The 14,798-nt window shown below is 72.4% G+C and carries 12 protein-coding genes; 4 read left to right on the top strand and 8 right to left on the bottom strand.

Annotated features, from left to right (window positions below):
* Positions 1 to 9 precede the first annotated feature (9 nt).
* Positions 10 to 1,461, bottom strand: coding sequence for a helix-turn-helix domain-containing protein (locus GFH48_RS18020; protein WP_153289244.1), 1,452 nt, complete (start codon positions 1,459 to 1,461; stop codon positions 10 to 12).
* Between the two features lie 210 nt (positions 1,462 to 1,671).
* Here GFH48_RS18020 and GFH48_RS18025 point away from each other — a divergent pair, with 210 nt between their 5' ends.
* A complete protein-coding gene (locus GFH48_RS18025; RefSeq protein ID WP_153289245.1) occupies positions 1,672 to 2,382 on the top strand; it encodes a DUF4232 domain-containing protein in 711 nt (236 codons plus the stop codon).
* Between the two features lie 31 nt (positions 2,383 to 2,413).
* Here GFH48_RS18025 and hemB read toward each other — a convergent pair whose 3' ends face one another.
* From hemB to GFH48_RS18055, 6 genes are all read right to left on the bottom strand, one after another.
* The gene (hemB, locus tag GFH48_RS18030; protein WP_153289246.1) at positions 2,414 to 3,406 is read right to left on the bottom strand and encodes a porphobilinogen synthase; all 993 of its coding nucleotides are present in this window, start codon (positions 3,404 to 3,406) and stop codon (positions 2,414 to 2,416) included.
* A 323-nt stretch (positions 3,407 to 3,729) separates the two neighbouring features.
* Positions 3,730 to 5,445 carry a bifunctional uroporphyrinogen-III C-methyltransferase/uroporphyrinogen-III synthase gene (locus GFH48_RS18035; protein WP_153289247.1) on the bottom strand — a complete coding sequence of 572 codons (1,716 nt, stop codon included), beginning with the start codon at positions 5,443 to 5,445 and terminating at the stop codon, positions 3,730 to 3,732.
* A complete protein-coding gene (hemC, locus tag GFH48_RS18040; protein ID WP_228121348.1) occupies positions 5,442 to 6,425 on the bottom strand; it encodes a hydroxymethylbilane synthase in 984 nt (327 codons plus the stop codon). Before hemC ends, GFH48_RS18035 begins: the two co-directional genes overlap by 4 nt.
* 131 nt (positions 6,426 to 6,556) lie before the next feature.
* Positions 6,557 to 8,317, bottom strand: a complete 1,761-nt coding sequence (locus tag GFH48_RS18045) for a glutamyl-tRNA reductase (RefSeq protein ID WP_153289249.1) — start codon at positions 8,315 to 8,317, stop codon at positions 6,557 to 6,559.
* Positions 8,314 to 9,072, bottom strand: a complete 759-nt coding sequence (locus tag GFH48_RS18050; RefSeq protein WP_148012254.1) for a redox-sensing transcriptional repressor Rex — start codon at positions 9,070 to 9,072, stop codon at positions 8,314 to 8,316. The genes GFH48_RS18045 and GFH48_RS18050 overlap by 4 nt, the downstream gene beginning before the upstream one ends.
* A 320-nt stretch (positions 9,073 to 9,392) precedes the next feature.
* A complete protein-coding gene (locus GFH48_RS18055) occupies positions 9,393 to 9,728 on the bottom strand; it encodes a glutaredoxin family protein (RefSeq protein ID WP_228120669.1) in 336 nt (111 codons plus the stop codon).
* 188 nt (positions 9,729 to 9,916) lie between these two features.
* On the opposite strand from GFH48_RS18055, the gene GFH48_RS18060 reads away from it, so the two are divergent.
* The 3 genes from GFH48_RS18060 to GFH48_RS18070 all read left to right on the top strand — a co-directional run bounded on the left by GFH48_RS18060 (position 9,917) and on the right by GFH48_RS18070 (position 13,655).
* The gene (locus GFH48_RS18060) at positions 9,917 to 10,861 is read left to right on the top strand and encodes an HAD family hydrolase (RefSeq protein ID WP_153289250.1); all 945 of its coding nucleotides are present in this window, start codon (positions 9,917 to 9,919) and stop codon (positions 10,859 to 10,861) included.
* A 526-nt stretch (positions 10,862 to 11,387) separates the two neighbouring features.
* Complete coding sequence (locus tag GFH48_RS18065; RefSeq protein ID WP_153289251.1) at positions 11,388 to 12,164, top strand: ECF subfamily RNA polymerase sigma factor, BldN family; 777 nt, start codon at positions 11,388 to 11,390, stop codon at positions 12,162 to 12,164.
* Positions 12,165 to 12,425: 261 nt separating this feature from the next.
* Complete coding sequence (locus GFH48_RS18070; protein WP_153289252.1) at positions 12,426 to 13,655, top strand: DUF5667 domain-containing protein; 1,230 nt, start codon at positions 12,426 to 12,428, stop codon at positions 13,653 to 13,655.
* Between the two features lie 85 nt (positions 13,656 to 13,740).
* Here the strand turns inward: GFH48_RS18070 and GFH48_RS18075 are convergent, their stop codons facing one another.
* Positions 13,741 to 14,790, bottom strand: coding sequence for a lysophospholipid acyltransferase family protein (locus GFH48_RS18075; protein ID WP_153289253.1), 1,050 nt, complete (start codon positions 14,788 to 14,790; stop codon positions 13,741 to 13,743).
* Between the last annotated feature and the right edge of the window lie 8 nt (positions 14,791 to 14,798).

Genomic DNA, 14,798 nt, shown 5'->3' on the forward strand with positions numbered 1-14,798 from the left:
CACCGGCCCCTACCCGGGGGGAGCCGCCGGCTGCCACTCGCTTCCGCCCAGCGGATAGTCGTACGCGGGACGTCCCACGCTCCCGCTCGTCCGGAACGGCTTCCCCCGGTCGTCGACCCGCACCGTGCCGCTCTTCGACCCGCTGGACCAGTCCAGTTCCAGGTACCAAGTCACGTCGTGCGCCTGGGCATCCGCGAAGACGTAGAACACCTCGGGGTCCGACTCACTGACCTTGTAGGGGAAGTCCCGCTGCCCGGCCTCGGGCGCGGTCACGGGCCGCCCCGCGTCCAGGTCCACGGTGAACGACCTGGTCTCCACGCCGCCGCCGCAGCCGACGCCCATCGCGTAGTCGTTCCAGGCGAGCGGCGCGTTCTTCTCCAGCACCCGCACGTGCAGGCCCTCGACGACGACGGTGGCCTTCCCGGTGCCCTGCACGGTCAGCGCGAGCATCTGCCGCCCACCGGCGACCCCGCCGAGCGCGGCGACCCACCGCCGGGCGTCCGCCTCGTTCGGCGGCGGCGGCATCTCCGCGATCCTCCGGTTCACCAGGTAGTGCTGGTCGCACGGGCCGTCCCACTTGTACGGGTCGACGACGACGGCCGGTGCGGCGGCACCGTCCCCGGCGGGTCCGTCCCCGGTGGCTCCGTCCTCGCCGGCATCCTTCCCGCCGGCCGCGTGCCGGTCCACCGCCCCGCCGGCCGACGAGGCGGACGCCCCGGGTCCGCCCGCACGCGAGGCGGACGGCGACGCCGATCCCCGACGCGCGCCGGTCGGCGTGCTGTCGGCACGCGGGCGCGCGCCGGGCGGCACACCGACAGCCGCGGCGTGCCCCTTGGCATCGTCGTCCCTCCCGCCGGACCCGAGGTGCACGACGAGCGCGGTGGAGGCGACCGCGGCCACCACGACGGCACCGGCGGCGGCCAGTGCCACGGCCCGTCGCTTCCGCCGCACCGGCCCCCGGGTCACAGCCTCCGGACCGGCCCGCCGACCCTTCCCCCGCCCGGATTCCGGCAGCGCGCCCGGCCCGGCCTCCCCGGCGACGTCCCGCACGGCGGAGGCCGGGCCGGACACGGCGCCGCCCGCGTCCCCGTCGTCCCCGTCCCCAGCCCCGTCCGCGCCCCCGTGCCCAGGCCCGTACTCGTCCCCGTCCTCGTACTCGTCCCCGTCCTCGTCCGCGTCGGCCGCCGCTCCCGGCAGGGCCCCCGCGGCCGCGCCCCGCCGCCCCCGCAGCACGTCCGCGAGGACCCACCGCCGGTGAAGCTCCACCAGCTCGTCCGGAGTCGCCCGGCACGCCCGCGCGAGCCGCTCCACCGGCGCGTAGTCCGTCGGTACGGCGTCCCCGTTGACGTACCGGTGCAGCGTGGACGTACTCACGTGCAGCCGCTTGGCGAGCGCCGCGTAGCTGAGCCCGGACCGCTCCTTCAGCTCCCGAAGCAGTCCCGCGAACTCGTCCCCGGCCACCGTTCCGTCCTCCCCCACGTCCCGGGCCGCATTCCAGGGGAAAGGCGTTTCCCCAGGTCAGACCCCTCATGACCGTTCCGGTGTCCCGTATCCCCCGGCAACTGTGGCGGCCGGGACGGATCACCCCACAAGCTGTGGTCATCCAAGCACGCCGCTCGGCTCGACCGGCCGAGCGGCCCGTCCGGTCCGACACCCACAGGGGGATCACCCATGTCCGCACGCACCGTCCGCACCCGCCTGCTCGCCGCCTCGACGGTCGCGCTCGCCGCGCTCGCCCTCACGGCGTGCGACAACGGGAAGGGCGTACGGGACGAGGGCCCGTCGGCCTCGTCGGAGTCCTCGGCCGAGCCGGGCGGATCGACCAAGGCGAAGCCGGCGGGCGACAACGGCACCACGGCGGGAGGCTCCGCGGGAGGTACGGCCGCCACCCCGACGAAGGGCTCCACGAACGGTTCCTCCGGCAAGGCGGGGGACGGCAAGTCCGCGGGAGGCGGCACGGGCACGGGCAGCAGCCGCAACGCCGCCTGCGACGGCGCCGACACCAGGACCACCGCGACCGAGGTCTCCCGCCCCCTCAACCACCTGCTCCTGACCGTCACCAACACCGGCTCGAAGAACTGCGACCTGACCGGCTACCCGATCGCCCGCTTCGGCGAGGCCCAGTCCGTGCCCCCGGTCGCCGAGGAGACCCACCCGCAGGCGGTCGTCACCCTCGCCCCGGGCGAGTCCGGCTACGCGGGTGTCCTCCTGTCGGCCGGTGACGGCAGCGGCGGCAACGGCTACACGGCGAAGACCCTGGTGATCGGCTTCGCCAAGGGCGCCACCTCGACCCCCGCCCTCCCCGCGAAGGGCGTGCACGTCGACGACAGGCTCACGGTGACGTACTGGCAGCAGAGCCTGGACGACGCGCTGTCCTACTGAGGCGCCCCGAGGCCGCCCGCGGGCCGGCCGGCTAGCGCAGCGTCCGGGCGACCTCGGTCGCCCAGTAGGTGAGGATGTTCCGCGCCCCGGCCCGCTTGATGCCGGTCAGCGACTCCAGGATCGCCTTGTCCCGGTCGATCCAGCCCTTCTCCGCCGCCGCCTCGATCATCGAGTACTCGCCGGAGATCTGGTACGCGACCACCGGCACGTCCACCTCGTCGGCGACCCGCGCGAGGACGTCCAGGTAGGGTCCGGCCGGCTTCACCATCACCATGTCGGCGCCCTCCTCCAGGTCGAGGGCGAGCTCCCGCAGGGACTCCCGGACGTTCGCGGGATCCTGCTGGTACGTCTTGCGGTCGCCCTTGAGCGAGGAGCCGACGGCCTCCCGGAAGGGCCCGTAGAAGGCCGAGGAGTACTTGACGGTGTAGGCGAGGACGGCGACGTCCTCACGGCCGATCTGGTCCAGGGCGTCACGGACGACACCGATCTGCCCGTCCATCATCCCGCTGGGGCCCACCACATGGGCCCCGGCGTCGGCCTGGACCTGGGCCATCTCGGCGTAGCGCTCCAGGGTCGCGTCGTTGTCGACGCGCCCTTCCGCGTCGAGGACGCCGCAGTGCCCGTGGTCGGTGGTCTCGTCGAGACACAGGTCGGACATGACGAGGAGTTCGTCGCCGACCTCGGCGCGCACATCACGCAGGGCGACCTGAAGGATGCCGTCCGGGTCGGTGCCGGGCGTCCCCACGGCGTCCTTCTTCGAGTCCTCCGGCACCCCGAAGAGCATGATCCCCGAGATCCCGGCCTCCACCGCCTCCAGGGCGGCCTTCTTGAGGCTGTCCCGGGTGTGCTGCACGACACCGGGCATCGCCGAGACGGGCACCGGCTCGCTCACGCCCTCCCGCACGAACGCGGGGAGGATGAAGTCGGCGGGGTGCAGCCGGGTCTCGGCGACCATGCGCCGCATCACCGGCGTCGTACGCAGCCGCCGCGGCCGCGTACCGGGGAAGGATCCGTACTTCGTCATCCCCCCACGCTACGCCCGCCGCCCCACCCCTTTTGCCGACATCGTGCCGGTGCGCCCGCCGGGCCTGATGAGCGCAGGCGCGCATCTCCAGCCCGTCCGGCGTTTGAGGACGAGCCCTTCGGGCGAAGACCCGGGGCCTGATGAGCGCAGGCGCGCATCTCCAGCCCGTCCGGCGTTTGAGGACGAGCCCTTCGGGCGATGCGGGGGTCCAGGGGGCGCAGCGCCCCTGGCGGGGTCCGGGGCAGAGCCCCGGGGACGGGACGGGTAAGGGCGGCGGGAGCGGGAAAACCCCGCCCCGACCGCCCCACTCACCCGGGAAAGACCTACGTGGCCCGCCGCCTCCGCGCCCCCGGCCGCCGCTCACTCGGCCGCGTCACCGGGTCCCCCGCCTCCGCGGCGGCGGCCCTCCGCCGCATCCCGAAGTCCGCGAGCGCCTCCGCCAGCTTGTGCACGGACGGCTCTGGGGCCATCACGTCGACCCGCAGCCCGTGCTCCTCCGCCGTCTTGGCGGTGGCGGGACCGATGCACGCGATCACCGTCACGTTGTGCGGCTTGCCCGCGATACCCACCAGGTTCCGCACCGTCGACGAGGACGTGAACAGCACCGCGTCGAAGCCACCGCCCTTGATCGCCTCACGCGTCTCCGCCGGCGGCGGCGACGCCCGCACGGTCCGGTAGGCCGTGACGTCGTCGACCTCCCAGCCCAGCTCGATGAGCCCCGCGACCAGCGTCTCGGTGGCGATGTCGGCACGCGGCAGGAACACCCGGTCGATCGGGTCGAACACCGGGTCGTACGGCGGCCAGTCGTCGAGCAGCCCGGCCGCGGACTGCTCCCCGCTCGGCACCAGATCCGGCTTCACGCCGAAGGCGACCAGCGCCCTCGCCGTCTGCTCGCCCACGGCCGCGACCTTGATCCCGGCGAAGGCCCGCGCGTCGAGCCCGTACTCCTCGAACTTCTCCCGCACCGCCTTCACCGCGTTGACCGACGTGAAGGCGATCCACTCGTACCGTCCGGTGACGAGTCCCTTGACCGCACGCTCCATCTGCTGCGGCGTACGCGGCGGCTCGACGGCGATCGTGGGCACCTCGTGCGGCACGGCGCCGTACGAACGCAGCTGGTCGGAGAGCGAGGCCGCCTGCTCCTTCGTGCGCGGCACGAGCACCTTCCAGCCGAACAGCGGCTTGGACTCGAACCACGACAACTGGTCGCGCTGGGCGGCGGCGGAACGCTCACCGACCACGGCTATCACCGGCCTGCCGCCGTCCGGGGACGGCAGCACCTTGGCCTGCTTCAGGGTCTGCGCGATGGTCCCGAGCGTGGCCGACCAGGTCCGCTGACGCGTGGTCGTACCCGCGACCGTCACCGACATCGGCGTATCGGGCTTGCGGCCCGAGGCGACGAGCTCTCCCGCGGCCGCGGCCACGGAGTCGAGCGTCGCCGACACGACGACCGTGCCGTCCGACGCCCCGACCTCGGTCCAGCACCGGTCGGAGGCCGTCCGCGCGTCGACGAACCGCACGTCCGCGCCCTGCGCGTCACGCAGCGGCACACCGGCGTACGCGGGCACGCCCACGGCCGCCGCGACCCCGGGCACGACCTCGAACGGCACGCCCGCGGCGACGCAGGCCAGCATCTCCTCGGCGGCGTACGTGTCGAGCCCGGGGTCACCGGACACCGCACGCACGACCCGCTTGCCGCCCCGCGCGGCCTCCATGACAAGATTGGCAGCGTCCCTCGACGCGGGGTCACCAACGGCTGCTGACAAGGCGTCAACAACCGCTGACTGGGACGCGCCCGTGCCCGGGTACGGACCGGCGGACGTGCCGAAAGCCGTCTCCGTATCCGTGTTCAGCACGGCGACGTTCTGCCTGGCGTGCGCACGGACGACGTCGAGCACCTCGTGCCCGGCGACGAGGACGTCCGCGTTCGCCAGCGCCTCCACGGCGCGCAGTGTCAGTAGTCCCGGATCTCCGGGTCCGGCACCGAGGAAGGTGACGTGCCCGTGTTCGGGACCGGCGGGAAGGTTGGTGGGGCTCAATGTGCTCGCTCCCCCATCAGACCGGCCGCGCCCTTCGCAAGCATCTCGGCGGCGAGTTCGCGGCCGAGCGCCCTTGCTTGGTCGTGCGTCTCGGGCACGGGACCGGTGGTGGACAACTGCACCAGCGTCGAGCCGTCGGTCGTGCCGACGACGCCGCGCAGGCGCATTTCCTTGACAATCTGCGCGCCGGCCGTGGAGGTTCCCCCCGCTCGACCGGAGTCGAGAGCTCGGGGGAAGTCGGCGAGCGCACCCACGGGTGCGCTGCAGCCGGCCTCCAGGGCGGCGAGCAGGGACCGCTCGGCGGTCACGGCGACCCGGGTGACCGGGTCGTCGAGCTCTCCGAGCGCGGCGACGAGATCCGCGTTGTCCGCGGTGCACTCGATCGCCAGGGCCCCCTGGCCGGGGGCGGGCAAAACGGTGTCGACGGACAGGAAGTCCGTCACGTCCCCGAGCCGCCCCAGGCGGCTGAGGCCGGCGGCGGCGAGCACGACGGCGTCGAGCTCCCCACCGCGCACGTATCCGATCCGCGTGTCGACGTTCCCGCGGATCGCGACCGTCTCGATCGTCATCCCGTGGTCACGCGCGTACGCGTTCAGCTGGGCCATCCGGCGCGGCGAACCCGTACCGACCCGCGCGCCCTCGGGCAGCCGCGCGAAGGTGAGGCCGTCGCGGGCGACGAGTACGTCACGCGCGTCCTCCCGCACCGGCACGGCGGCCAGCACCAGCCCGTCGGGCTGCTCGGTCGGCAGGTCCTTGAGCGAGTGCACGGCGAAGTCGACCTCACCGCGCAGCAGCGCCTCACGCAGCGCGGCGACGAACACACCCGTGCCGCCGATCTGCGCGAGGTCCTCACGCGAGACGTCGCCGTACGTCGTGATCTCCACGAGCTCGACGGGCCGTCCGGTCACCTTGCTCACTGCGTCCGCGACCAGTGCGGACTGGGCCATGGCGAGTTTGCTGCGCCTGGTCCCCAGCCTCAGTGCCCCTTGTTCCGGCTCAGCCTCTCGGGGCGGTGCGTCCGGCGTCGGGAGTCCGGCGGTGCTCAGCCCATCGGGCCGGTGTGCGCTCGGACTCTCGCCGCCGGTGCGCCCCTGTGGCTCACGCGGCTCACTCATGCTCGCCCTCGGTTCTTGGCGTTCTCGGTGTTGTTCTCGGCCCGCGAGACGGAGGCGACCGTCTCCGGGTCCAGGTCGAACAGGGTCCGCAGCGCGTCCGCGTACCCGGCGCCGCCGGGTTCGGCGGCCAGTTGCTTGACCCGTACGGTCGGCGCGTGCAGCAGCTTGTCGACGACACGCCGCACGGTCTGCGTGATCTCGCCCCGCTGCTTGTCGTCGAGGTCCGGCAGCCGTCCGTCGAGCCGCGCGATCTCGTTCGCGACGAGGTCGGCGGCCATGGTCCGCAGTGCCACGACGGTGGGCGTGATGTGGGCGGCCCGCTGGGCGGCGCTGAAGGCGGCCACCTCGTCGGCGACGATCCGCCGCACCTGGTCCACGTCGGCGGCCATCGGCGCGTCCGCGGACGCCTCGGCCAGCGACTCGATGTCGACCAGCCGCACGCCGAGCAGCCGGTGCACGGCCGCGTCGATGTCACGGGGCATGGCGAGGTCGAGCAGCGCCAGCACGGGCGCGCGCCGGGGCGCCTCGGCGACCGGTTCGGGCCTGCGGCGCTCCGGAACCCGGCCGACGACGGCGACGGCCGCGGCGAGCGCCGCGATGGCCTCCGTGTCGGCCTCCGGGTCGAGGAGACCGGCCGCGCGCGGGGCGCGGGCCGCCGCGTCGCCCTTGTCCACCCAGGCCGCGTGCTGCTCCAGCTCGGCGGCGGCCATGCCGGCCACGGCGGCCTCGCCGAGCACGGAGAATCCGGCGGTGCCCTGCACGGTGGACACGTCGAGCGGACAGCCGTCCTCGCTGCCGACGCTCGTGGGCGCGAGCGGCGCGTCGTCCACGACCGGGTCCGACGCCGTACGGGCGAAGGCCGCGTCCGGTGCCGTACGAGCCGAGCCGACGCCCTGAACGGCCTGCCCCGTGCGTCCCGTCACGGCCGCCGTGACGGACTCCGCCGTCAGGACCAGTCCCGTCGCGCCGGTGCAGGAAACGGCCACGTCGGCACGTGTCAGCTCGACCGGCACCGCGTCCATCGGTACCGCGCGGGCCGCCACGTCCGAGGCGCCGCCCTCGTTCTCGTTGAGGATCTGGGCGAGCCGCTGCGCGCGGTCCGGCGTGCGGTTGGCGATGACGATCTCGGCGACCCCGGCGCGCGCGAGCGTCGCCGCGGCCAGCGAGGACATGGAGCCGGCCCCGATGACGAGGGCCCGCTTGCCCTTGGCCCAGACGTCGACGGGGGCGCCCGCGGACAGCTGTTCCAGACCGAAGGTGACCAGGGACTGCCCGGCCCGGTCGATGCCGGTCTCGGAGTGCGCGCGCTTGCCGACCCGCAGCGCCTGCTGGAACAGGTCGTTCAGCAGACGGCCGGCGGTGTGCAGCTCCTGCGCGGTCGCCAGGGCGTCCTTGATCTGGCCGAGGATCTGGCCCTCGCCCACGACCATCGAGTCCAGTCCGCACGCCACCGAGAAGAGGTGGTGGACGGCCCGGTCCTCGTAGTGCACGTAGAGGTGGGGGGTGAGCTCCTCGAGCCCGACCCCGCTGTGCTGGGCGAGCAGCGTGGACAGCTCGGCGACGCCCGCGTGGAACTTGTCCACGTCGGCGTACAGCTCGATGCGGTTGCAGGTGGCGAGCACCGCGGCTTCCGCGGCCGGCTCGGCGGCGACGGTGTCCTGGAGCAGCTTGGACTGCGTGTCCGCGGCCAGCGTGGCCCGCTCGAGGACGCTGACCGGGGCGCTGCGGTGGCTCAGCCCGACGACGAGGAGACTCATGCCGGCATCACGGCGGGAACGTCCCCGTCGGGTCCTTTGCCGTTGTTCTCCTGGGCGGCCTGGGCGGCGGCACCGGCCTGGGCCTCGGCCTCCTCACCGGCCTTGCGCTGCTCGTGGAAGGCGAGGATCTGGAGTTCGATCGAGAGGTCGACCTTGCGCACGTCGACGCCGTCCGGGACGGACAGGACGGTCGGCGCGAAGTTCAGGATGGAGGTGACCCCGGCGGCGACCAGACGGTCGCAGACCTGCTGGGCCACGCCCGGCGGGGTGGTGATGACGCCGATGGAGACGCCGTTCTCGTCGATGATCTTCTCCAGGCCGTCGCTGTGCTGCACGGCGATGCCCGCGACCTGCTTTCCGGCCATCTCCGGATCGGCGTCGATCAGCGCGGCGACCCGGAAGCCGCGGGACGCGAACCCTCCGTAGTTGGCCAGCGCGGCGCCGAGGTTGCCGATGCCGACGATCACTACCGGCCAGTCCTGGGTGAGGCCCAGTTCGCGGGAGATCTGGTACACGAGATACTCGACGTCGTACCCCACACCGCGCGTCCCGTAGGAGCCCAGGTAGGAGAAGTCCTTGCGCAGCTTCGCGGAGTTGACCCCCGCCGCGGCCGCGAGCTCCTCCGAGGAGACCGTGGGGACCGAGCGCTCCGACAGTGCGGTGAGGGCTCGGAGGTACAGCGGAAGACGGGCGACGGTGGCCTCGGGAATTCCTCGGCTGCGGGTCGCCGGTCGGTGAGTTCGGCCAGTTGCCACGGTGCTCCTGCGGGTAGAGCGGGGCTGTAGGCGGTCACCTGTTCCTGGACCGCCCCGTCGAATGCAGGCTATGTCTTTGTGAACGCGTGCACAAAGATGGTGTCCGATTTGCCCGGGCAACGTGACGGGGGTCACGCATGCCCGGCGCGCGGGTATGGAACCTGCGCACGGACAGCTTCGTTCCGCACCTGAAGGGGGCAAAGCCGTACACACTCCTCAACGAACCCCGCCCCCGAGACCAATCGCCGTCGATCCTAGGCGACTTTCCGGACCACCTGGACTGCTCGGTCAGGACGGGCTCGTGCCGGGTCTCCGCCCGGCTAGGAGGCCAGGGCCTTGCGCAGGCGCCCCTCGTCCACACGCCAGAACGTGTGCTGGGCGCCGTCCACCAGCACAACGGGGATCTGCTCCCAGTACGCGCGGTGCAGTTCCTCGTCCTGCGTGATGTCCTTCCCCTCCCACGGCACGCCGAGGTCTCCGCACACCTTCTCCACCACTTGCTGTGCGTCATCACACAGATGACAGCCGGGCTTCCTGATGAGCGTGACCAGCCGCTCACCCGGCGCCACCGTCTCCGCCTTCTCCGACCTCTCCACCCGCTCCGCCTTCTCCGTACGGCGCTCACCGCGCCCGAACATGGGACTCATACCGGCCATTCTCCCGCCGCGGGCGCCCCAGTGGCCCCTCTTCGGCGCGCGAGGCGACAACCGGCCCGGGACACGGGCTCCGACGCGCCGATCGGGAACGCCGCGGACCGCTTCTTTAACGGCTCGGTCGCGGAGAGTTCACAGCGTCGAACCCCGGCGACTCCGGTACCACCGAACAAACTGGCTATGCTCACGCCATGGCCGCTCTCGGATGGCTCACTCCCCGTAGGCGCTCCGCCACCGCGCGGAGCGTGTTGGCAGGCGAGGCCTCGGCGGAGGCAGCGCGCAAGTCCTCGCAGGAACTGGAGGAACTGGCCCACGACGCCGGGCCGGACGTCCCCGACCGCGAACCGGAGTTCCCGGTGCTCGGTGACGACAGGGCCGCCGCCTTCTTCGACCTGGACAACACCGTCATGCAGGGCGCCGCGCTCTTCCACTTCGGACGGGGCCTGTACAAGCGGAAGTTCTTCGAGACCCGCGATCTCGCCCGATTCGCCTGGCAGCAGGCATGGTTCAGGCTGGCCGGCGTCGAGGACCCCGAGCACATGCAGGACGCCCGCGACTCGGCGCTGTCGATCGTCAAGGGTCACCGGGTCGCCGAGCTGATGTCCATCGGCGAGGAGATCTACGACGAGTACATGGCCGAGCGCATCTGGCCCGGCACGCGTGCCCTCGCCCAGGCGCACCTGGACGCGGGCCAGCGGGTGTGGCTGGTGACGGCGGCCCCGGTCGAGATCGCGACGGTGATCGCCCGCCGCCTGGGCCTGACCGGCGCGCTGGGCACGGTCGCCGAGTCGGTGGACGGCGTCTACACCGGCAAGCTGGTCGGCGAGCCCCTGCACGGCCCCGCGAAGGCGGAGGCGGTCCGCGCGCTGGCCACCGCGGAGGGGCTGGACCTCTCCCGGTGCGCGGCCTACAGCGACTCGCACAACGACATCCCCATGCTGTCCCTGGTCGGTCACCCCTACGCGATCAACCCGGACGCCAAGCTGCGCAAGCACGCGCGCGCCTTCGAATGGCGGCTGCGCGACTACCGCACGGCGCGCAGGGCCGCGAAGGTCGGCATCCCGGCCGCGGCCGGCGTCGGCGCGGTGGCCGGCGGCACGGCCGCGGCCATCGCCCTCCACCGCCGGCGCCGCTGACCCACCCACCGCGAAACCCGGGGCGCGCCCCCACGTCCTGAGGGGCGCGGGGGTGCGCGCATCCCACCCCACCCGAAATCCCCCCACCGCGAAGGCCCGGGCGCGGCCCCACGCCCCCAGGGGCTCGGGGAACCGCGCGCACCCCCCAGCCATCCGCACCCGGAATCCCGGCCACTCGCGGGCCGCGACACGGCCCCACCCCTCCACGAGCGCCGCGAACCGCGCGCATTCCCCCGGTCCTACCCCCACAACGCCCCGGCCAGTCCCGTCGCCCCCACCCGGCCACAACACGCCCCGCACCCAGCCTGAACACGAACCAATCCGATCAACAATCGGTCACCGAACGACACTTGATCGGGCGTCAATCAGTTACAGAAGCGACGTAATCGATGATTTGAGCAACTGGGTGTAGCACTGCCTGTACGAAGCGTTATTCTCCTCAGACGCAATCCGGTACCCCTCCGTCGCTACGACGGGTGAATGGTCCCGCACTGAACGTGATGGAAGCTCTGCCTCTGGGAGTCCCGTGTACTCACACGTCGGGGTTGACGCCTCGGGCCTGGCTACGCTGCGCGCAACGGTCCTCGACCGCCTGCGCGGCTTCGTCCCCACCGCGTACGCCGTCCCCGCCTTCGCCTTCCCCACGCCCGTCGGCCCGTGCTACGCACTGGCCGACGGCAGCGCGGCGGTAGGCAGGCGGGGCCGCTCCGGCTCGGCCGCCACGCCCACCGCACGCCGCCCGGCCGCAGACAGCGACAGCGCCCGGATGATGGACCTCGTCGAGCGCGCCCAGGCCGGCGAGGCCGACGCCTTCGGGCGGCTCTACGACCAGTACAGCGACACCGTGTACCGCTACATCTACTACCGCGTCGGCGGAAAGGCGACCGCGGAAGACCTCACCAGCGAGACGTTCCTGCGCGCCCTGCGCCGGATCGGCACCTTCACCTGGCAGGGCCGCGACTTCGGCGCCTGGCTGGTGACCATCGCCCGCAACCTGGTCGCCGACCACTTCAAGTCCAGCCGCTTCCGCCTGGAAGTGACCACGGGCGAGATGCTCGACGCGAACGAGGTCGAGCGCAGCCCCGAGGACTCCGTCCTGGAGTCACTGTCGAACGCGGCACTGCTCGACGCCGTACGACGCCTCAACCCCCAGCAGCAGGAGTGCGTCACGCTGCGCTTCCTCCAGGGGCTCTCGGTGGCCGAGACCGCCCGGGTGATGGGCAAGAACGAGGGCGCCATCAAGACGCTCCAGTACCGAGCCGTCCGCACCCTCGCCCGGCTCCTCCCGGACGACGCCCGCTGAAGCCCGTACCACGCCCGTTCCCGTACGACTCCCTACGCTCCGCGACGCTCAACTCACCTTCTGTAAAAGTCTGTTGACTTCGTGGTCCGATCATCCGTCGTCCGTAACCCAAGTGCCGCGACGCTCGTTGTGCGGGATACAGGCTCCCTGTGGTCACTCCCCGGCTCCCACCGGTCACCCGATCGTGTGGACACGCCCGGGGCGTGCAACCCTCAGGACCCCCTGGGGAGTCGACCGTCATGACGAGAGGAGGTGCCGCCAGTGATCGCGAACGTATCGGCACACCGGCGGGCGAACGCCTTCGCCCAGGCCCTGGACGAGCAGTCCGACCAGGGCACGGCGGCCGAGCAGCCCGATGGATCGGCACCGTCCCCGGCTGCTGCGGAACAGACCGAGCGAGGCCTGCTGTTGGCCCTCGCCACCGGTCTCGGCGAGCTGCCCAAACCGGAGCTGGACCCCGAGGTCAAAATCGTGCAGCGAGCCCAGCTCGTCGCGGCGATGGAGGCCATGCTGCTGGAAGGCACCGCCGCGGGCGGCGAAGGCCCGGACCGTTCCGTGCCCGAGCAGCGCTCGCACCGGGCGCGAGGCGCGCACCGGGCGAGCGGGATCGGGAAGCTGCGACCGCGTTCGCGCCTGTCCAAGAGCCTCGCCGCGGGCGGGCTCACCGTCGGCGTCGCGGCCGGCGCGTTCGGCGGTGTGGCAGCCGCCAGTTCCGACGCACTGCCCGGAGACTCGCTCTACGGGCTCAAGCGAGGCATGGAGGACATCAAGCTGGGTCTGGCCCACGGCGACAGTGACCGAGGCGAGCTCTACCTCGACCAGGCCTCGACCAGGCTGAGCGAGGCGCGCCGCCTGATGGAACGCGGCCGCTCCGGCAGCCTCGACCACGAATCCCTGGGCGAGGTCAGGCGCGCCCTGTCCGGCATGCAGCACGACGCGACAGAAGGCCACCGCCTGCTGCACGAGGCATACGAACGGGACGGCTCACTCGGCCCGATCCAGGCCCTCTCCGCCTTCGCCCAGTCGCACCGCCAGGCCTGGGGCGCGCTGCGCGACCGACTGCCCGTCCAGCTCGGCGACGTCAGCCAGCAGGTCTCGTCGGTGTTCACCGCCATAGACCAAGAGGTCGACCCGCTGCGCTCGCTCCTCCCGAAACCCCCCGTGCAGGAAGGCACGGGCCGACACCGCGGCGCCAGTTCGGACGCCCCCGGCTCGTCCGGCACGGACCGTCCGGCACCCAGCGCCAGCACCGGCTCCACCACCGGCAGCCACAGCAGCAGCAAACCGAAGCCGTCCGCCTCGGGCAGCACCGCCGAAGGCCTGCTCGGCGGCAGCACGGGCGGCCTGCTGGACCCGCCCAAGGACACCACCAGCTCGTCCCCGTCGGCGGGCAAGTCCACCCCGGCCGGCGGCGCTCCCGACGTCACCCTGCCCCCGCTGCTCCCCGGTCTCCTTCCGGGCCTGGGCATCGACAGCGAGGACAGCAGGTAGATCCGCGGGCACATACGCCGGTGGGGCACCCTTCGCAGGAAGGGTGCCCCACCGGCGTATCCGCGTGTCCGGGACGCGGGCCGCGTCAGAAGAAGACCGACCGGCGCTGCACCAGCAGCTTGTACAGCGTGTGCTGGATCTGCTCCCGGACCTGGTCCGTCAGGTTGAACATCAGCATCGGGTCCTCGGCGGCCTCCGGCGGATACCCGTCCGTCGGGATCGGCTCACCGAACTGGATCGTCCACTTCGTCGGCAGCGGCACCGCGCCCAGCGGGCCGAGCCACGGGAAGGTCGGCGTGATCGGGAAGTACGGGAACCCCAGGAGCCGCGCGAGGGTCTTCGCGTTCCCGATCATCGGATAGATCTCCTCCGCGCCGACGATCGAGCACGGGATGATCGGAGTGCCCTGCCGCAGGGCCGTCGACACGAATCCACCGCGCCCGAAACGCTGGAGCTTGTAGCGCTCGCTGAACGGCTTGCCGATGCCCTTGAAGCCCTCCGGCATCACCCCGACCAGTTCACCGCGCTCCAGCAGCCGTTCGGCGTCCTCGGCGCAGGCAAGGGTGTGACCGGCCTTGCGGGCCAGTTCGTTGACGACCGGCAGCATGAAGACCAGGTCGGCGGCGAGCAGCCGGAGGTGCCGGCCCGCGGGGTGGTTGTCGTGGACGGCGACCTGCATCATCAGGCCGTCCAGCGGCAGCGTCCCGGAGTGGTTGGCGACGATCAGCGCCCCGCCCTCGGACGGGATGTTCTCGATGCCCTTGACCTCGACCCGGAAGTACTTCTCGTAGAGCGGGCGGATCATGGACATCAGGACCTGGTCGGTGAGCTCCTGGTCGTACCCGAAGTCGTCGACCTCGTAGTCACCGGTCAGACGCCTGCGCAGGAAGGCGAGGCCCCCGGCGACACGCCTTTCCAGCCCGCCACCGCCACGGGGCTGCTGAACAGGCTTCTCCTCATGTGTCACAGGAACATCATCCTGCGGGAAGGTCCGGCCCGGCAGGGGCTGGACCTCACGGACCACCGCGGGATCGCCCGTGCGCCTGCTCCCCGTGGTCCGCCGCCGCGTCGGGCGCTGCGCAGCACCCCCGCGCGACCGGTCGTCGTCGAACGGAATGACCTTGGCGTCCGCCATCGTCGATG

Origin of the sequence: Streptomyces fagopyri (assembly GCF_009498275.1) — a bacterium.
Lineage (GTDB): Bacteria > Actinomycetota > Actinomycetes > Streptomycetales > Streptomycetaceae > Streptomyces > Streptomyces fagopyri.